18 protein-coding genes and 2 pseudogenes are annotated in these 19,759 nt (G+C 36.5%); 15 read left to right on the top strand and 5 right to left on the bottom strand.

Features of this window, described 5'->3' with window-relative positions; translation table 11 throughout:
* Window positions 1–96 precede the first annotated feature (96 nt).
* From BK574_RS06475 to BK574_RS06465, 3 genes are all read right to left on the bottom strand, one after another.
* Window positions 97–663, bottom strand: a complete 567-nt coding sequence (locus BK574_RS06475; RefSeq protein ID WP_078427996.1) for an FAD-dependent oxidoreductase — start codon at window positions 661–663, stop codon at window positions 97–99.
* 85 nt (window positions 664–748) lie between these two features.
* Window positions 749–1,375 (bottom strand): FMN-dependent NADH-azoreductase, encoded by a 627-nt coding sequence (locus tag BK574_RS06470; protein ID WP_078427995.1) that lies wholly within the window; start codon window positions 1,373–1,375, stop codon window positions 749–751.
* Window positions 1,376–1,478: 103 nt separating this feature from the next.
* Complete coding sequence (locus BK574_RS06465) at window positions 1,479–1,916, bottom strand: MarR family winged helix-turn-helix transcriptional regulator (protein ID WP_078427994.1); 438 nt, start codon at window positions 1,914–1,916, stop codon at window positions 1,479–1,481.
* A gap of 436 nt (window positions 1,917–2,352) precedes the next feature.
* On the opposite strand from BK574_RS06465, the gene BK574_RS06460 reads away from it, so the two are divergent.
* From BK574_RS06460 to BK574_RS06450, 3 genes are all read left to right on the top strand, one after another.
* Window positions 2,353–3,081 (top strand): alpha/beta fold hydrolase, encoded by a 729-nt coding sequence (locus BK574_RS06460; protein WP_158211554.1) that lies wholly within the window; start codon window positions 2,353–2,355, stop codon window positions 3,079–3,081.
* A 152-nt stretch (window positions 3,082–3,233) separates the two neighbouring features.
* Complete coding sequence (locus BK574_RS06455; RefSeq protein WP_078427547.1) at window positions 3,234–4,643, top strand: IS110 family RNA-guided transposase; 1,410 nt, start codon at window positions 3,234–3,236, stop codon at window positions 4,641–4,643.
* Window positions 4,644–5,248: 605 nt separating this feature from the next.
* Window positions 5,249–6,097, top strand: a complete 849-nt coding sequence (locus tag BK574_RS06450; protein ID WP_420796989.1) for an MBL fold metallo-hydrolase — start codon at window positions 5,249–5,251, stop codon at window positions 6,095–6,097.
* 147 nt (window positions 6,098–6,244) lie between these two features.
* Here the strand turns inward: BK574_RS06450 and BK574_RS28775 are convergent, their stop codons facing one another.
* Window positions 6,245–6,373 carry a hypothetical protein gene (locus tag BK574_RS28775; protein WP_274379408.1) on the bottom strand — a complete coding sequence of 43 codons (129 nt, stop codon included), beginning with the start codon at window positions 6,371–6,373 and terminating at the stop codon, window positions 6,245–6,247.
* A 230-nt stretch (window positions 6,374–6,603) separates the two neighbouring features.
* Here BK574_RS28775 and BK574_RS06440 point away from each other — a divergent pair, with 230 nt between their 5' ends.
* The 9 genes and pseudogenes from BK574_RS06440 to BK574_RS27365 all read left to right on the top strand — a co-directional run bounded on the left by BK574_RS06440 (window position 6,604) and on the right by BK574_RS27365 (window position 16,245).
* The gene (locus BK574_RS06440; protein ID WP_078427990.1) at window positions 6,604–6,996 is read left to right on the top strand and encodes a thiol-disulfide oxidoreductase DCC family protein; all 393 of its coding nucleotides are present in this window, start codon (window positions 6,604–6,606) and stop codon (window positions 6,994–6,996) included.
* 131 nt (window positions 6,997–7,127) lie between these two features.
* Complete coding sequence (locus BK574_RS06435) at window positions 7,128–7,505, top strand: spore coat protein (protein ID WP_075388664.1); 378 nt, start codon at window positions 7,128–7,130, stop codon at window positions 7,503–7,505.
* Window positions 7,506–8,105: 600 nt separating this feature from the next.
* A pseudogene (gene ltrA, locus BK574_RS06430) lies at window positions 8,106–8,774 on the top strand (group II intron reverse transcriptase/maturase); the annotation flags it as partial.
* Window positions 8,775–9,317: 543 nt separating this feature from the next.
* Window positions 9,318–10,580, top strand: coding sequence for a group II intron reverse transcriptase/maturase (gene ltrA, locus BK574_RS06425; protein ID WP_078427988.1), 1,263 nt, complete (start codon window positions 9,318–9,320; stop codon window positions 10,578–10,580).
* A 57-nt stretch (window positions 10,581–10,637) separates the two neighbouring features.
* Window positions 10,638–11,228, top strand: a pseudogene (locus BK574_RS06420) (group II intron maturase-specific domain-containing protein); the annotation flags it as partial.
* 543 nt (window positions 11,229–11,771) lie between these two features.
* On the top strand, window positions 11,772–13,517 hold the full coding sequence (locus tag BK574_RS06415; RefSeq protein WP_078427986.1) for a LytS/YhcK type 5TM receptor domain-containing protein: 1,746 nt from the start codon (window positions 11,772–11,774) through the stop codon (window positions 13,515–13,517).
* A gap of 7 nt (window positions 13,518–13,524) precedes the next feature.
* A complete protein-coding gene (locus BK574_RS06410; RefSeq protein ID WP_078427985.1) occupies window positions 13,525–14,253 on the top strand; it encodes a LytR/AlgR family response regulator transcription factor in 729 nt (242 codons plus the stop codon).
* Window positions 14,254–14,392: 139 nt separating this feature from the next.
* Window positions 14,393–15,835, top strand: coding sequence for a carbon starvation CstA family protein (locus BK574_RS06405; RefSeq protein ID WP_078427984.1), 1,443 nt, complete (start codon window positions 14,393–14,395; stop codon window positions 15,833–15,835).
* A gap of 260 nt (window positions 15,836–16,095) precedes the next feature.
* On the top strand, window positions 16,096–16,245 hold the full coding sequence (locus BK574_RS27365) for a hypothetical protein (protein WP_158211553.1): 150 nt from the start codon (window positions 16,096–16,098) through the stop codon (window positions 16,243–16,245).
* A 415-nt stretch (window positions 16,246–16,660) separates the two neighbouring features.
* On the opposite strand, the gene BK574_RS06400 is transcribed toward BK574_RS27365, so the two are convergent.
* A complete protein-coding gene (locus BK574_RS06400) occupies window positions 16,661–16,951 on the bottom strand; it encodes an SAV0927 family protein (RefSeq protein ID WP_078427983.1) in 291 nt (96 codons plus the stop codon).
* 269 nt (window positions 16,952–17,220) lie between these two features.
* Between BK574_RS06400 and BK574_RS06395 the strand changes: the two genes are divergently transcribed.
* From BK574_RS06395 to BK574_RS06385, 3 genes are all read left to right on the top strand, one after another.
* The gene (locus BK574_RS06395) at window positions 17,221–17,640 is read left to right on the top strand and encodes a universal stress protein (RefSeq protein ID WP_075388668.1); all 420 of its coding nucleotides are present in this window, start codon (window positions 17,221–17,223) and stop codon (window positions 17,638–17,640) included.
* Between the two features lie 255 nt (window positions 17,641–17,895).
* On the top strand, window positions 17,896–19,011 hold the full coding sequence (locus BK574_RS06390; protein WP_078427739.1) for an IS4 family transposase: 1,116 nt from the start codon (window positions 17,896–17,898) through the stop codon (window positions 19,009–19,011).
* A gap of 355 nt (window positions 19,012–19,366) precedes the next feature.
* On the top strand, window positions 19,367–19,576 hold the full coding sequence (locus tag BK574_RS06385; RefSeq protein WP_075388669.1) for a hypothetical protein: 210 nt from the start codon (window positions 19,367–19,369) through the stop codon (window positions 19,574–19,576).
* Window positions 19,577–19,759 lie beyond the last annotated feature (183 nt).

Raw genomic sequence — 19,759 nt, 5'->3', positions numbered from 1 at the left:
TATGATCTGATAAGTAGTTCTTCGTAACTTTGTGAAGTTATGTTATATATTGAAAAATTACAAAAGGTGCCCTAGAATAGGACACCTTTTGTATTGTTACGATTTTAATATATCGTGATCGACGTAACGTTCCCCGTTAAGTTCACTAATAATATTAATAGCTACAGAAGCTCCATGGCCTGCAGTAATAATAGTATGAACACTTACACCTGCAATGGTTCCCGCTGCCCAAATACCATCGATGTTCGTTTTTCCATCAGAATTAACGTCAACTATTGATTTAATTCTAGGTTCTGTCCCAGAGATGAGATTTACTCCGATTTTATCGGCAAGATCAGTTAAGGCACCTGTTGCTAGTAAAACATGTTTTGTTTCAATTACGTTGTTATCATCGGTTGTGATCGTAAAGTGGTCGCTAACTTTAGCAATATTGGTCACTGTTTTCGTTACAAGTTCTGCACCTTGTTCTTTTGCTTGGTTTTTCCCGAGTTCAAGAAGGGCAGGACCTTCAATTTCTTTAACACCATAGTGATTTTCAACCCAAGCTCGGTTCGTCATGCTTTTTTCATTATCAATTACAATTGTCTTCTTGCCCGCTTTTGCAGTGAATAATGCTGCACTTGCACCTGCAGGCCCAGCGCCAATAATCGCTATTTCATACATAATTATTACCTCCGTTATTTTATAAAATTATATTAACTAGAGGACTATACATTATGATCCCTAGTTGATACCTGTTAAATTGAAATTAAAAACCTTTCGCTACTTCTATAGCTTTTTTGATACCGTCAGCAATTATACTCTCAGCTTGATCGGGGTATTGATTATGGCCTTCTACGATGATCGTCGTTGGATTTTGAATTCCCCAAAATCCAAATATATTTTGTACGTAGTTGACAGCCATCTCAACAGACTTAGCTGGGCCTTCAGAGTAAACACCACCACGTGCGTTTAGAAGAACTACTTTTTTATCAGAAATTAAGCCAACTGGACCTTCAGAAGTATATTTAAATGTTTTTCCTGCTTGAGATAGATAATCAAAATAAGTGTGTAATACAGCAGGTACTGTGAAATTCCATAATGGAAAAGCGATGACGATTTTGTCTGCCTCTAGGAACTGGTTTAAATATTTGTTGACAATTTCAGTTGCTGTTTTTTCTTCAGCAGATAATTCGATATCTTTTCCAAGTTTGAACATACCATTGATCATACTAGTATCGTAATAAGGTAAGTTTTCATTAAATAAATCTAATTCTGTAATCACAGCATCTGGGTTAGATTCTCTATAGCTATCTACGAAGGCTTGATAGAGTTTTACACTAACAGCTTGCTCAATAGGACGTGAATTTGCTTTAATAAATAGTACGTGTGACACAATAACCCCTCCAAAGATGTCTGTTCTAAAATAGTTGCAATAGCAACTAAAGTAGTAAAAATAAGAAGTTGGTATAGCAACTTTTAAATATGAATGTAACTGTTTACTTGTAAAAACAGTCTACATTCTTGCTCATCTTAATTAGAATTTTTTCTAATAGTTCTAATTCTTCATCTGTAATATCCTTTATCACATTTTCATTAAATTCTTCTGTGATAGGAATTACTTTTTCACCAAGCGCTTTGCCATCAGGCGTTAAAAATAACTTCACTGACCGACGATCATCATTGCAGTTCCTTCTCGAAATAAAGCCTTTTTTTTCGAGGTTAGAAGCCATACGTGCAATGTTTGTTTTATCTTTGTTAAGCTTGAGGGAGATTTGATTTTGTGTTAAACCATCCTTTTCCCAAAGAAGCATCATGATCAAATTTTGTTCTGGAGCAATATTAAAAGCTTCTAACTTAGCTTTAATATAACTTGTTAAATGTAAATCTGTTTGGTGAATCTTAATACTAATATAGTCATGTAAAGATAGTTTCAAAGGTCTCCCTCACAATATTAATTTAGTTGCTATACATACTAATTACAATTTTTAATTATAGAGATAGAAGGGTAGAGTGTCAAATATAATGGATTTATTTAATTGTTGAGATTGCGTTAGTTAGTATGCTTTAACTTAAAATAAATAACCACTTTTTTGCAAAAACTATATATCGAGTTTTAAAAATTTTCATCCATCCTCAAACGGCAGTAGTATTCTCACATCAAAACTTCGAGGAATATATGAAGGATAAGTGGGGGAATAAACTCCCAGTAAAAACTAAATGAACACAGGCTAAAAATATAAGACGTCCTGAGGCAACGTCTGTGGGACCCACATCATGTGGGTCTCAATTTACCATCAGAGGGAGAAGATAAAAAACTCACTGATGGAAGTTTCACTTTATAACAATCTACGTCAAAAGGTGGTTTTTCATTTGTTACATTATCATCGTCAAGGTACGGGTGAACCTCTTCTCTTAATACATGGATTTTTAAGTACAAATCGCGTTTACGATAAAGTCAGACCTGATTTAATCGATACATATGATGTAATATCAATTGATCTCCCGGGTCATGGAAAGTCACCACTATCGAATGAAAAAACAGTTTATGACTATACCAAAAGAATTATTGAATTGCTAACATTTTTAAAACTAAAAAGGGTAACCTGGATCGGTCACTCATTGGGTGGCTATATAACAATGGCAGCTGTAGAGAAATATACTGACTATGTTAAAAGAGCTGCATTTGTTTATTCCTCTCCAGTTGCAGATAGTGAAAAAGAAAAAGCACAACGAGTTGAACATATTGCCTTGGTTGAAAGAGAGGGGGTAACTGCACTTGCTCAGAAACGACTCCCACTTTATTTTGCGTTTCAAGGCAACCCCAAGGATGTTATTGAAGCTTTTCGACATGCAGAGCAAACGACAGTTGAAGGAGCGAAAGCCGCATTACATGCGTTGAAAGAACGACCAAATCAAGTAGAAATGCTTGATAGAGTAGATATACCGATGCTTTTTATAGAAGGAAAAAAAGACTTATCAGAAAGTCCTTTTCATGCAACGTCGACACAAATTACAAAAGTAACGACCAATACTTCGCATATGGGAATGATGGATAACCCTCAAGAATTTATTACGGAATTACAAAAGTGGTTGGAGTAAAAAATGGAGTCAGATACTCTTATCATAATGATGAGTGTCTAGTATAGAAAATAGTTCAAGGAAATAAAAAAGGCCACCGTTTTCATTGTAAAATAGAAGGACCTACCACAGTACTTCCAGTTACAACACCTTTACTAAAGGAGATGAAAACGATGACTTATACATTATTGAACCATATTCAAGGGAAAAACGGAAGTCAGTGGGCAAAGTTTATAAGAGAAACTGGGACTGAAAACCTATTAATGGTGGCAATTGATGCGGCTAAGTATACACATAAAGCAATGATTTGTACGTTCTATGGGGATATATTAGTTAAACCGTTTGAGTTTGATGCGTCTCTAACAGGGTTAGACATAGTTAAAAAGCATATTCGGGAGGAAAGAGAAAAGTATGGTATGAAAGAGGTTGTGGTAGGAATTGAAACCACTGGGCATTATTACGAAGATCTTGTTCGTCGATGTCATAAAGAAGGATACCGTGTCCGAATCATAAATGCAGCGACAACGGACCAAGAAAGGCAAGCTCTCTTAAATTGGTCTAAAACAGATAATATTGATCTCATGGCTATTATACAGTCATTGATCCACGGGAGAGGAACATCTAGTGAGCTACGTTCAGGCAGTATAGGTTCTTTACAAAAATTAACTCGCGCACGCCGTGAATTAGTTGATGACCGGACTTCTACACAGAACTTAATTCGGATGCATATAGACCATGTATTTCGTGAATTCCAAGGAAAAAGTATTTGGGATAATGGAAAGCGAAAACATGTCCAACCCTTCTCTAAATTGTTTGGTAAAGCCCCGCGCTATATGATGAGACATTACCCACACCCTAACGATATTCTAGAACTGGGTAAAGAAGGGTTACGTGAGTTATCTATTCGTGAAAATTTGAAACTGCGTGATAGTACGATTGAATGTTTACTAGATTTTGCACAAAGCTCTATTTCTCAGCCTAAGGAGAATGTAGAGGTTGATATCTATCTTCTTGCTCAAAAATTAGACCGGTTAGAATTATTAGATAATCAAATTAAACGGTTAGAGAAGAAAATTGAAGACCTGTTTATCGAGACCCCTGGCGCTATTATTTTAGCTGTACCTGGAATAGGAGTTGTTACGGGTGCTGAATTCTATGCAGAAATGGGGGATATCACCGATTTTGACCATGCAGGACAACTAATAAAGCTAGCTGGTACAAATCCGATAGTCAAACAATCTGGAGGCCATAAACCTAGTTATTACGGCATTTCTAAACAAGGAAGGCGCCCGTTCAGAAACATTGTGTACCAGGTAGGAAAATCTTTAGCTGTCAATAACCCTGAGATGAGACAGAGATATTTGGCCCTGAAAGAGCGTGGGAAACACACTCGCCAAGCTTACGTTGCTTTAGGAAACCGTATGATACGTCTAGCCTTTTCAATGATTCGACATCAGTCATTATACCGTACTGATCAAGAAAACTATGTGTTAGTAGAAGTCATAAGAAATAAACTGCGAAGTCCCAATGTAGAAAAATTCTTTGAAAACTTTGTCTCACCAGGACTTACTCAATCTGCTTAAAAAAAGTATTAATACTCAACTTGAATGTATTAACGTTGGATATGTTAAATTCTCGTAGGTATAACTGAGGTCCTTTATAGCGATTTTTGTAAGACATTATCTTTGTCAAAATAAAACTCCCCTAGGACGTTAGATCACATTGTTATTGGTGTCTGAGGCAAAAGACCTCGTGGGTCAGCAGTATGGATCTTGTCCTACAAGTACGAATAATACGTGAAAAAATCTAAGTTTATATTTGCTAGGTGGTATCCTCTGTAGGATGAAAAAGCAAGATCCTTTCACGTTCTAGAGGAGTTTTATTATAAAGTTCTGTAGGTAGATGAATTCTATTACCATATAATGGGAAAATAGAGTTTTACTTAAGGTCGGTCCTTTTTAGAGAAAATAACCACTTGACTTATTTACCATTATACGCTGACCCCATTTGAATTTCCATTTTTTCAATAGTGTTCATTACGTGTGTAAATATTTCTAACTAATTGGTTAAGCCTAAATCTTCGACTCAAAATCATAATTGGCTACATAATTTATTTAATGGATTCCAATATTATTACTATTGCCATTATAGGAGAAGAAATGAGGAGCTAAGTATGGAACAACAACCGATGACATATGGCAGTGATTATAAACCGATTCCTGCTATTTCATTTACAAGTGGTGAAGGGGTAGAGATACTCTCCGATTTATATTGTTATAATGTTCAAATTGTAAATATATGCTTAGTAGGGAGTCGGGAAAGGAATGATTTTATTTTAGTTGACGCGGGGATGCCAGGCTCCGCTAATGAAATTATTTCTATTACGGAAAAACGTTTTGGTTCAAGTAGTCGTCCAAAAGCAATTATTTTAACGCACGGACATTTTGACCATGTAGGAGCAATATTAGAGTTAGTAAGTCATTGGCAAGTACCTGTATATGCCCATAAATTAGAGTTACCTTTCCTAACAGGTAAAATGAGTTACCCCGAACCTGATCCTTCGGTAGAAGGGGGAATTGTCGCAAAGTTATCATCCCTGTTTCCAAATGAACCGATAAACCTAGGAGTGCATATTCATCCTCTACCAGATGATGGAAGCATTCCTAAAATGGAAGGATTTCGTTGGATCCATACCCCTGGTCATACTCCTGGCCATGTATCGTTGTTTCGAGATGCAGACCGAACCTTAATTGTAGGTGATGCCTTTGTAACGGTTAAGCAGGAATCTCTATATTCAGTTATAACCCAAGAACAACAAATAAGTGGTCCGCCAAGATACTTTACACCCGATTGGAAAGCTTCTTGGGAATCAGTAAAAAAATTAGAATCTTTAAGACCGTCGGTTGCAGTGACTGGACATGGATTACCAATGGTCGGAGAAGCGTTGGCAAATAATTTAAGTATGCTTGCTAATGATTTTGGCCGTATCGCTGTTCCTGACTACGGAAAGTATGTAAACCAAATTTATAAACATTAAAACCGTTGAATGTTTAAAATCCCGCTGAAGTAAACCTACCTTAGCGGGAACTTTTAATTTTACTCAAGTAACAATTTTATATCTTATATTCATGTGTGTGTTCTAATCAATTTTTCAAAGAAAAACGCTAAATACTCCCTAAACGATTTATTTATCAATCGCTTTTTCTAAAGCTTTCGCTGCATTGTTTATGACACCTCTATTATCATGCAGGAAATCTTTAGCGATCATTCTTACTTCGACAACATAATCTGGTGCAATTGCTATTGTATTCAAGAATCTTTTTAATACACGTCCTCGGAGTTTTCCACACCAAACACGTAGTGCTTCTTTTAATTTAATAAACACTTATATAATTATATATGTTACTATTTCATTAAAAAAACGTAATGTTCAGCTATAATTTTACATTAGAGAAGTGATAAATCGTTGAAACTAATATTTCCTTGGGTGGGGGACACTTAACCTGAAGTGAAGAAAATGTAAATCGTTGAAGGAGTGACAATATGAGCGGTATTATTCTATTTGATGGTGAGTGTAACTTTTGCAATCAAAGTTTACAATTTATTATAAAAAGAGATCGTAATGGCTATTTTAAATTTGCTTCACTTCAAAGCGAAATTGGTAAAAGCTTACTAGAGCAGCTTGGATTAACTCAGGATATGAATAGCTTTGTCTTAATCAAGAATAACCAGTGTTATCAAAAATCAAGTGCGGCCTTACATGTTTGTCGCAATCTAAATGGAGCGTGGAAATTTCTCTGGCTATTTTGCGTCATTCCAACACCGATTCGAGATTTTATATATAATGTGATCGCAATAAATCGGTACCGATGGTTCGGCCAGAGAGGAAGTTGTATGGTACCGTCAGTAGAGGACCAGAAAAGATTTTTAGATTAGGTCAGTAGACCAATATCTTATGTAACTTTCTTCTTGTTTAAAAATGAGCATGAGTCGTGGGTAGTTGTCCATACCAAAAGTGGACTCTTTACATATGGTAAATTATCACGTGTAAAGGAGGAGTTAAATTTATGAGTGACCGAATTGAATTAGAAGCTGCCAACATTAACAAAGAAATTCAACGTTCTGAAGAGTTAATTCATGTTATGAATTCTTGTGATATTACAGTGAGCACGACGGATACGAAAGCAGCGGTGTCTCTACAAGCTTCTTTACAAGCCGTTATTGCGTTAATCATTAATATTTCGATTGCCGATAGTAGTAAGGCAGAAAAAATTACCCAAGATTTACTTCAGTCTTCAAAAATTAAACAACAAACCATCCAAAAAGTTGTCATTGATAATTCACAAGGTATTGATGTTACAACTACAGACACTCAAATCGCTGCAAATATTCAGGTATTAGGTCAAATTCTAGGTGCCTTAATTGGAACATTAGATATCGCGTAAAAAAATTATCTGAAGTGCACTAAGATTTCGGTCTTAGTGCTTTTTTTAGTGCGCCCAGCATGGGTGCAATCTATAGGGTGAAAGTCCCGAACTGTGAAGGCAGAAGTAGCAGTAGCTTAACGCAAGGGTGCCTGTGGTGACGCAGGATCTGAAGGAAGCGAGCGGCAAACTTCCGGTCTGAGGAACACGAACTTCATATAAGGCTAGGTATCATTGGGTGAGTCTGCTAAACAAGACAAAGTCCTTTCTGCCAAAGGTGATACAGAGTAAATGAAGCAGATAGATGGAAGGAAAGATTGTACTCTTACCTGGGGAGGTCTGACTGATAAGCCGAGCACACTCGGTAACCTATTTAGCGATAAATAGCTGAACAGTCAGAAGTCAGCAGAGGTCATAGTACTCGACTAGCTTAAGATAGTCGAGGAAGGGCCGAACATTTAGGAAGAATGTGCGCTAGGCGTTCATTGTTTATGATGATACAGACAATCCAAATTGGACTTACTTAAAGGAGGAAACGGTGAATCCCGTGGGGGACTTTAAGAGGGTGGAATAAACAATGGCACAAATAGAACGGACATTCACGCGAGAGGATGTATCGAAATGATGAAACAACTGTTGTCACGGGACAATCTGATTTCGGCTCTAAAGCGGGTCGAAAAGAATAAGGGTAAGCACGGTGTAGATGAAATGCCTGTAAAATCCCTACGAGCACATCTTCTACTTAACTGGGACGACATCCGAAATTCAATTAAAGACGGAACCTACGAGCCTATGCCAGTCAGGCGGGTCGAAATCCCGAAACCGAATGGTGGCATAAGGTTACTAGGCATTCCTACCGTGACCGATCGTCTCATCCAACAAGCGATTGCCCAAGTCTTAACCCCGATTTATGATCCAACCTTTTCTAAACATAGTTATGGTTTCAGACCAAGAAGAAGAGCCCATGACGCTGTAAAGGAAGCGAGGGCATATATAGAGGAAGGGTACAGATGGGTGATAGACATGGACTTAGAAAAATTTTTCGATAGAGTGAATCACGATATGCTTATGGGTCTTTTGGAGAAAAGAGTCCATGATAAAACGATTCTAAGGCTAATTAGAAAATACTTAGAATCAGGAATCATGATAAACGGTGTGGAAGGTATCAGCGAAGAAGGCGTCCCGCAGGGCGGGCCGTTAAGTCCGTTATTATCTAATATCATGTTAGATGAACTTGATAAGGAACTGGAAAAGAGAGGGCACAAGTTTGTCAGGTACGCAGATGACTGTGCGCCACGAAAGTGTGCGTGAGTAGCGAGACTACTCAAAGCAACTATGCTGTACAAATGATGACGGTGGGCCCGTCGGAGTCGCCATACAGGTGGAGATTTCAAACTACCTTAAGGTGCTGTAGTCAAAAGCTATGGTATTGAGCGTTAAGGAAAAGGCAGTCAATAACTGTCAAGTGCGTGTTATGGAGATGAATGGTCATGTGAACCACTTACGGAAATGTCGAAAGCGTAGAGACTCCATCAAAACTAGGGGGTAGTCGTTAACTTAGGATGAGCTTAGAGGAAACCTGTTTACTGTCTAAGTGGTGGGCGGCATAAAGGTGGCATGAACATAACACAGGCGTTTGTACGGAACGTGGGAACCTACGGACTGATGTTAAGGGAGTATTTCAAGTGGAAGACCCACAAGAAAAGAGTACCGATGCAGTCATAGGGGCAGATTGGGTTGTAGTAGTTATGAAACTTCTGTAATAGAAGCGGAGCAAAGAACCCGAGTTATTCAGTTTCAAAGATAGGTCAACTTTGAAAGGAGGAGGAACCTATGCGAGAAACAAAACCGTTTAGTATTTCAAAGAATGCAGTTCTGACTGCATTTGAACGAGTAAAAGCCAATAAAGGGACATACGGGACTGATGAACAGTCTATTGAAAGTTTCGAACTAGACTTGAAGAATAATCTGTACAAACTATGGAATCGTATGTCTTCAGGAAGCTATTTTCCAAAACCAGTAAAAGCAGTAGCTATTCCCAAAAAGAATGGTGGAACAAGAACACTTGGAATACCTACAGTCGAAGACCGAGTGGCACAGATGGTTGCGAAACTATATTTTGAACCAACAGTGGAAAAATTGTTTTATGAAGATTCTCATGGATACCGACCAAACAAATCGGCAATCCAAGCGATCGAGGCTACAAGGAAAAGATGTTGGCGAAAAGACTGGGTGCTAGAGTTCGATATTAAGGGACTGTTTGATAATATCCGACATGATTACCTCATTGAAATGGTAAAACGACATACAAATCAAGAATGGGTCATCTTATATATACAAAGATGGCTAACTACCCCTTTTCAAATGGAGGACGGGACGTTAGCAGAGCGAACTTCTGGCACTCCGCAAGGAGGAGTCATCAGTCCAGTTCTTGCGAATCTATTTCTTCATTATACATTTGATGATTTTATGGCGAAGGAATTTCCAAGTATTCCTTGGGCAAGATACGCCGATGATGGAATAGCACATTGTACTTCATTGAAACAAGCAAAATATCTTCAACGAAGACTGGAAGAAAGATTTCAATTATTTGGATTGGAGTTGAACTTGGAGAAAACGAAAATTGTCTACTGTAAAGATGATGATAGACAACGGAACTATCCGACTATTACTTTTGATTTTCTCGGATACACATTTCGACCAAGACACTCAAAGAACAAATATGGAAAATTCTTCACAAACTTCTTACCAGCTATTGCTGATAAGGCAAAGAAAGCAATCAGAAAAGAAGTGAGAAGTTGGCGATTACAGCTCAAAGCAGATAAAACTCTGCAGGATATTTCCAACATGTTTAATAAGAAAATCCAAGGATGGATTAATTATTATGGACATTTCTATAAATCAGAAATGTATAGTGTATTGCGTTACATCAATAGCTGCTTGGTAAAATGGGTTCGCCGAAAATACAAGAAGCGAAAACATCGAAGAAGAGCAGAATATTGGTTAGGAGCTATTGCTCGGCGAGAACGCAAATTATTTGCGCATTGGAAATATGGATTACTACCGGCAATGAATAATGGGAGCCGTATGAGCTGAGAGGTTCACGTACGGTTCTGAGAGAGACTGAGGGGGAGGTTCCCTCGGTCTACTCACTGTAATATCTACGTGAAAACACAGAAGTCAGGTCTACGAGTGAAGAGTTCCCTCACAACTTTCATTGAAAAGAAACTCAAGCTGAAAGTGAATGATGAGAAAAGCGCAGTAGATCGACCGTGGAAACGAAAGTTTCTAGGTTTCAGTTTTACTCCTCACCCGTCACCAAAGATCCGTATCGCCAAAGAGAGTATAAAGAGAGCGAAAAGCAAAATCAAAGAACTAACATCACGCTCACACTCCATCTCAATGGAAGAGCGTATTGAGAAGATCAATAAATACCTCGTTGGATGGTGTGGATATTTTGCCTTGGCGGATACGCCAACTCCCTTTAAACGCCTTGATGAATCACTGAGAAGAAGACTTCGGATGTGTTTATGGAAGCAATGGAAATTGCCTAAAACTAAAATAAAAAGGCTTATCTCTCTTGGAGTTCCCAAGGAGAAAGCTTATGAATGGGGTAATTCCCGCAAGAAATATTGGCGCATCTCGAACAGTCCTGTTTTAAACACGACGCTTAACCTAGAGTTTTGGCGAAATAAAAAGCTGAAAAGTCTAGTAGACAGATATAACCACTTACGTCATACCTAAGTGAACCGCCGTATACGGAACCGTACGTACGGTGGTGTGAGAGGTCGGGGGTTAGTCACCCCCTCCTACTCGATTTTTTGTTATAATCGTGAATTGGAATTAATTCAGTAATTTCATAGTACCTCTTGGACAAAGTCTTATAGTGCCAAATAATAATCTCTTCCGTTTTTTAACAGGCAACATTAAGGAAAAGGAAGGAAAAATAACTAAAAGGGAAAGATAGCGTGATAAATAATGGAATTTTCGAGTTTGAGCTAAGGAAGACTTGCAAACCCAAAAGGATTATATGAAGCTTATTACTGAAGCAATTGTGCCATAAACATGGATTTGATGATATCGTAATAGGAAGTAATGGCTTAAATGCACTTCAAAAGATGGTATTAGGAAGCATAAGTTATAAAGTGGGAAATATCTAAAATGTACAAAAATGATTGTAAAATTAAAATAGATACTTACAAATTATTCATAGTATCTTAAAACGCTCTTAAATCATGTGATATTAAAATTATCGTATAATTTATAGCAAGTTTAGGGGATGTCATCATGTGGGAACTTTTATTAGTAATGATCGAACGCTTAGGTATTATTATAGCAGTGGCGTTTATCATCACAAGATTAAAATTTGTTCGACATTTAATTGAAAAAAGAGAAATATCAATTACTCATAAACTTAGTGTCATTATCATTTTCGGTTTATTTGGAATTGTCGGAACGTATACAGGATTGACTGTTAATGTGGAACATGCTACATATAGCCGCTGGGTTTTAGAAATTGGAGATGCTGAGGCCATTGCGAATTCGCGAGTTATTGGAGTCGTCGTTGCTGGCTTATTAGGTGGATGGACAGTCGGCTTAGGAGCAGGGGTTATCGCGGGAGTTCATCGGTATTTCTTAGGGGGCTTCACTGGGTTTGCCTGTGGTTTATCGACAATAATTGCGGGGCTTATAGCGGGTTATTTTTACAAAAAAAATAAGGATAAAAATAACATCGTTTCAATTAAAACAGCATTAATCGTCGGCATGCTTGCAGAAGCAGTTCAAATGTCGCTAATCCTCGTTTTGGCAAGACCGTATTATCAAGCATTTAACTTGGTCGAAAGTATTGGAATTCCGATGATTATTGCCAATGGCATAGGGGTTGCTATTTTTATACTAATCATTCGTAATGTCATTCATGAAGAAGAGAAAATGGGTTCACTACAAGCACAAAAAGCGCTTAGACTCGCTGACTTAACATTAAATTATTTACGAAAAGGGTTAACTGAACGATCTGCACAAAAGACGAGTGAGATATTATTAAAGGAAATCAACGTTGATGCGGTTTCTGTCACGAATAAAGAAAACGTTTTAGCCTTTGTTGGGGTCGGAGTAGATCACCATTTAAGTAACCAAGAAATAAAAACAGAAGCAACCAAACGTGTGTTAAAAGACGGGGAATTAGTCATTGCAAAACCAGATGAAATCCAGTGTAATAGTAAAAGCTGCCCTTTGCGTGCAGCGGTTATTGCACCGTTAAAAATAAAGGAAGATACAATCGGAACTTTAAAGTTTTATTTTAAATCCGAAAAAGATATTTCTCCAATGATCATAGAACTAAGTAAGGGGCTTTCAACTTTACTTAGTAACCAGCTTGAACTTTCGGAAGTAGACCGTCACTTGGAGCTTGCGAAACAAGCAGAGATTAAAGCCCTACAAGCCCAAGTAAGCCCACACTTTTTATTTAATGCCTTAAATACGATTGTCGCATTGATTCGAACTGACCCAATGAAAGCAAGAAAGCTATTAATTTCACTTTCCCATTACTTTCGACAAAACTTAGCGGGTACAACTGCCACAGAGACGTCATTAGAAGATGAATTAAAGCATGTTAAAGCATATTTAGCAATTGAAGAGGCTAGATTTGCTGATAAACTTACGGTTCATTACGATATAGACGAACAAGTATTATCTTATAAAGTTCCACCGATGACTCTTCAACCCATTGTGGAAAATGCCATAAAGCACGGTGTGAAACAACTGACAAATGAAAGCTTTATCTTAATAAGGGCGAAACAACAAGTTGATAGTGCTAAAATAACAGTCATGGATAATGGGATTGGGATTACTGAAGAACGGTTGCTAGAAGTAGGTCAGGAAAATGTAACGTCCGAAACTGGGACAGGAATTGGACTTTATAATGTCAACCGTAGATTACAGATGATGTATGGAGACTACGCATCGCTTAATATTGAAAGTAAAATAGATAAAGGGACAAGTTTATCGTTTACGATAGCCAAAGAAAGGAGGTAGTTAATAAATGAAAAAAATGATTAGGACAATAATTATCGATGATGAACCATTAAGTCGTGATGAGCTAAAGTTTTTACTACAAAACTACAATGAAGTAGAAATCGTCGCTGAAGCAGAGTCTGGTGAAAAAGGGTTAGAACTGATCATGATGAAAGAACCTGATGTTGCATTTATTGATATTGAGATGCGGCAAATGTCGGGTTTAGATTTAGCACGTACAATTCAAAATATGAAGAAGGTACCGCTTATTATTTTTGCTACAGCATATCCAAATTACGCAGCAAAAGCGTTTCGGGTAGAGGCATTGGACTACTTATTAAAACCTTTTGACGAAGAACAATTACATGAAACGATGAAAAGGGTAAAGGAACGTTTTAAGAGTAAAATTAGCGAAAAGCCAAATCAAGTATCAAAACTTGCGGTTGAGGACGAAGGTCGTATAGTTTATTTACCTCCATCTGAAATCGTTTATTTATATCGAGAAGAAAGAGAAACGATCATTTGTACAAAAGATCGAAATTATAACTTAAAGGCGCCCATTAAAGAATTAGAGGAAAAGCTTAAAGGGTACCCATTTTTCAGAACACATAAGAGTTATTTAGTAAACCTTAATAAGATAGAAGAACTGATTCCCTGGTTTAATGGAGCTTATCAATTAAAAGTAGAAGGAAAGAAAGGTGAAATCCCTGTTAGTAGAAATTATGTAAAATCTTTAAGGGAACAATTAGAACTATAATTACTAACGTTATAAACGTGGAAATATACATTTCAACACTCTCTTTCGACATGTTAGTCATATATTTGTCACAATTTCGGATGGCGATGCTAGAATAATAGCATAATGAAAACGCATTCAAAGAAAGAGGTGTTCACAGTTGTTCACATTTTTATTTGCTATCGCACTTTTAATTATTGGTTATTTTACGTACGGAAAGTTGATTGAAAAAATATTCGGTGTGAAAGAAGCGAGACAAACACCTGCTTATAGTATGAGAGACGGAGTTGACTACATTCCAATGGGAACGAATCGCAACTCGTTGATCCAGCTATTAAACATTGCGGGAGTTGGGCCTATTTTCGGTCCAATTATGGGTGCGCTCTATGGTCCAGTCGCCTTTATCTGGATCGTCGTTGGTAGTATTTTTGCTGGGGCTGTTCATGATTATTTAACAGGAATGATTTCTATTCGGAATAAAGGGGCGCACTTGCCTCAATTAGCAGGAAAATTTCTAGGAAATAGTATGAAGCACATAGTTAATGCAGTCGCAGTACTTTTATTACTTTTAGTTGGTACCGTTTTCGTGACTGCACCAGCTGGACTTTTATTTAGCTTAATGGATGGTGTTATTGCGTTAGGTATTATTACAGGAGCCATTTTTGTTTATTATATTATTGCAACTTTATTACCTGTAGATAAAATTATTGGACGAATTTATCCAATCTTAGGAGCTCTTTTAGTCATTAGTGCAATTGGGGTAGGTGGAATGCTTGTTATAACAGGAGCACCAATTCCTGAATTAACACTACAAAACATGCACCCGGCAGGAGTAGCTATTTTTCCATTATTAATGATTACAATTGCATGTGGTGCAATTTCTGGTTTCCACGCGACACAGTCACCAATTATTTCGAGAACATTACAGAATGAAAGAAATGGCCGTAAAGTTTTTTATGGAATGATGATTGTTGAAGGTATTATTGCCATGATTTGGGCCGCAGCTGCTATGAGCCTTTTCTATGGTACCGATTTAAATGAACTCATTGCCACTGGTGGAGCTGGACTTGTTGTTAGTGAAGTAGCCTTTACATTATTAGGGGCCATTGGTGGGACTTTAGCGGTATTAGGTGTAATCGTATTGCCAATTACATCAGGTGATACAGCGTTCCGTTCAGCTCGAATGATTATCGCTGAATACATTAATCTTCCGCAACTAAAGTTATTAAGTCGTTTATGGATTGCTTTACCGTTATTTGTAATTTCGTTTGTTTTGACTAACATGGATTTCACATTACTCTGGAGATACTTTGGGGTGACAAATGCCGCCATTAGTGCGATTGCCTTATTCGTTGGAGCAATGTATCTAGCTATTCAACACAAGGTACATTGGGTCGCAACAATCCCTGCGACATTCATGACAATGGTTGCTCTCACTTTCATTTTTAATGCACCGATCGGGTTTGGTCTACCCATGACCACTTCTTATATCTTAGGAGCAACTGGAACCATCGTTATTCTTGGATTGTTTGGTTATAAAGTAAAGTTAAACCGACAAGAAGCGAACTTTAAAATTGATGATGAAGAGAAGAAAGTAGCGTAAATCGAACACGAATCATAAAATGTTCAACGTCACTTACTCAATATATTAGAAGAAGCACTTATACAAAAAAACGTATAGGTGCTTCTTCTTCTTACACAATAGCAAAGACCGTATAACTTATTAAAGTCGCTTAAAAAATCAACTTTTATGATAGATTAATTCTGGTTACGTTAAATGTACCTTGTAAAGGAATATATCTTCGTCAGTTTACAAATCATAGTTTAGAGATGGTAAGATAAAAATCTGTTAGGAGGACAAAAATGAGTTCATCTAAAAAAGACCAAAACACTGGAAGGAACGAAGAAAATAACGAGGTTCAAAATAAAGCAAATCGAACAGAACGATCTGGCGGAAAAACAACACAAAATGATGGTTTTCGATACGATTATGATGATTCGTCGGACCTATAGAAAACCTATTTCTAAGATTCAAGAGCTTTCAAAAAAATGAACAGCGTACTATATAACTAAAAAGTGTTCTTTAGGAAAAGAAACTAAAAAACAATTGACAATGTAAGCGCTTCCAATTATAATGAATTTAGGTAGGGTAGCAACTGTGGCTACCATAGTATTATGCGAAGGCGGGGCTAATACTAAGAGGAGAAGTGATGTCTTTTCACCATAACCCTCAAGTTATTTAATATTAATTTAACGTGGAGAAGATATGCTTTTCCTTATGATTTTAAATAAAACTAAAAGTAAAAGAACCTACTTTTTATCATTCAAGTAGGTTTTTTTGCTTTTTAATTCGTTTGTTTTATATTCAATAAGCTATGATTAATATAAATAGTAAAAGAACAAAGGCTTCGTAATTAAATAATCAACTTTAATACTGTTCGTAATTTGCTGAAATCGGGATTTTAGTAAGTAAAAGCGTGGAAATATCTTGAGCTGGGGCATCTTCGATGATTTTAAATGCTTGTTTTATAACAGATAGATCACCGACATCTTCGTAGTCCAATAATGTGGAATTTCCACTTTGAAGACAACTAACTAAAGTTTTACCAAAAAAGTTACCTGAAAAAACAAGTGTAAAATCATAACTTCTTTCTTCGGTTGCATAACCGATGTGTTGTACAAGGGGAAATTCATCCATAGTATAGATTGATTCAAACAATTAACATCACTCCTTTACAAAGTAGTATTTGTTAAAAAGAAGAAAATATAAGAAAAGGATTGTAAAATAATGAGAAAAAAGGGTGAAGGAAAATAATTAGGTTTACTTAGAATTCATTTGACTGTAATGATAGTTTCGTGAATTAAAAATTTTTTAATAAAACAAAACGAACATTTTGAAAAGGATAATAAATGTATGATAAAATATTATTAGAACATTCTGTCAATAAACTATCTATAATATAAATAAAGTGAGAAAGTAGGGATGAGATGTTTCAACAAATACTTTTAGCTGCTGATGGTTCTAAACATTCCATACGCGCTGCCGAAAAAGCTGTTCATTTAATCAAGAACAAAGCCAATGGTTTTGTTGAAGTCATCTATGTCATTAACGGGTCAACATCTAAAGCAGATGTACTTCGTAATTTGGACTCAAATCAAATTGAGAAAACACGGAGAGAAAAATTAAAAGAAATTTTAAATATTTTCACAACTGAAGGAATTAAATACCAAGTAAATATTGTCCGAGGTGAGCCAGGTCCAACTGTCGTTGAGTATGCGAATGGTAAAAATTTTGATTGTCTTGTCATAGGAAGTAGAGGACTGAATGCTCTTCAAAGTATGGTATTAGGAAGTGTAAGTCACAAAGTGGCAAAACGAGTAAGGTGTCCAGTAATGATTGTTAAATAATAAAATTGAAAACGTTTACATTTCGGAACTATCTACCATTTAAGAATGATTACGAGATAAAAATTGAAAAAGCCTGTGGATACTCGATACAGGCTTTTCAAATATATATAATTATCACTAGTGTTGCATTAAAAGAAACGAAATATTTAAAATACTATAAATCTTCAATTATTGATTGATTTGGATACAAAAAAATCCTTTACAATGGAAGTACAGGTGGTTCCTGTCCAAATCCAAAAGTAAAGGATATCAGCTATGGACAAGAATACACGATTATCTTCATTTGGTAAATGGGTTGCGCCCATAAATATAAAACTTTTTGATGAACAAGTTGAAAAGTATCAACTTGATAAGTACACAAAGAAGCTAAAAACACTCTCTTTTACTAAGCTTTTTCTTTATGCTCACTTAAATCAAATGGAAAGTCTCCATGATCTTAATACAGCACTGGCTGATGAGAAGTTACAGAAAGAACTTGGATTTAAATCAATCAGTGTCTCTCAGCTTTCTCGTAAGAATAGAGCGATAGACCCTGAGTTTTTATCAACTATCTTTCTTGAACTTGTACGTCTGATTCACCTCAAGACAGAAAAACGAAAAGCCATCCGACCGATTAAAATCATTGACTCTAGTACGATGCCACTCAATCTTACTCGTTGTCAGTGGGCCAAATTTCGAAAGACTAAAGCTGGCGTAAAACTTCACCTTAGGTTAGTTTACGTGGATCAGGAATTGGCATACCCAGAAAAAGCCATTATCACAGATGCTTCGGAACACGACCGAAACCAACTTGAAATACTCGTTGATGATAAAGACGCCATGTACGTGTTTGACCGCGGGTATGTTGATTATGAACGATTTGATCGTTATACAGATGATGGTATCTTTTTCCTATCCAGACTAAAGAAAAACGCAGTTATTCGAGAGATTGAAACGTTTAACATTCCAGAAGGTAGCCCAGTAACATCAGACAAAATGGCCTATATCGGCACAACACAAAAGCGATGTGAAAATGTGTTTCGTATTATTGAAACCGTTGATTCAAAAGGACAATTACTACGCTTGATTACCAATCGCTTCGATTTAACAGCTGAAGAAATTGGAGATCTATACCGTTCAAGGTGGGCAATTGAGCTCTTTTTCAAATGGTTAAAACAGCACGTAAAAATTAAAACTTTTTTTGGTTATAGTGAAGAAGCAGTTCACAATCAACTGTTTTTAGGACTGATTACGTACTGCCTTAGTGTACTTATCCAACTAGAAATCAAAAGTAAGCAAACACTTTTACAGATCACTCGATGGTTGAAGAGAACTTTATGGCGGCCAGTCCATGTATGGTTCAGTTATATTAGTCCCAAAGGGATTCCGTAAGAACTTTACTAGCTGACCGTCACTTAAGAACTAAATGTATAATTTTACCAAATGGACAGTACCACCTTTCGCTTGGTGTTGTCTTTTTAGCTCATTTGCCACGAAGTACAAAATACAGAATATTCTAACTTATAGAATGCAGTTTTATGCAACACTAGTGTATAATTATAAATAAATGATAATCAATTTAATTTGTGACAATTTTGTGTTATAGTACAATTATACATACCTCATAACCCTCAATTGATAACCCAACCAAATATCCCTAACTAAAAGACAAAATTTATCTTCACGTTAATCTTAAGGATAAGGAGTCGAGAGATCATTGTTCTAAAGTGAAAATGAGTATTATTTTTTGAAAGAATTAAAATATAGAAAGGTAGATATGATGAATAATGAAGATTATTTAAATTCGGAAGAACTGAGGAAAGTAGAGGAATTGACCGAACGTATGGTAAAGAATGCAACAGAAGAAGAAATTAAAAGGTGTATTACAGAAATAACAGTAATTAAAGAACGGGCGAGACTTCGTATCTTGGAAAAACAGGGGAAAGCTGTTGAGTAAGAATTATGTACCTGACAAAAGTATTGATGAAAGATAAAAAGGCTGATCATCAATTGGTCAGCCTTTTCGATTCCCTTCCTACAAGGAATCTGCACATGAAACTAGTTTAATTTTACATTTGAATTTTGAATGTTAAAGAGTTTGGCTTATGAAATTTATAAATTACACTTTTATTTTATAAAA

Origin of the sequence: Alkalihalobacterium alkalinitrilicum, from assembly GCF_002019605.1 — a bacterium.
GTDB lineage: Bacteria > Bacillota > Bacilli > Bacillales > Bacillaceae_F > Alkalihalobacterium > Alkalihalobacterium alkalinitrilicum.
This window is presented reverse-complemented; position numbering and strand designations above follow the sequence as displayed.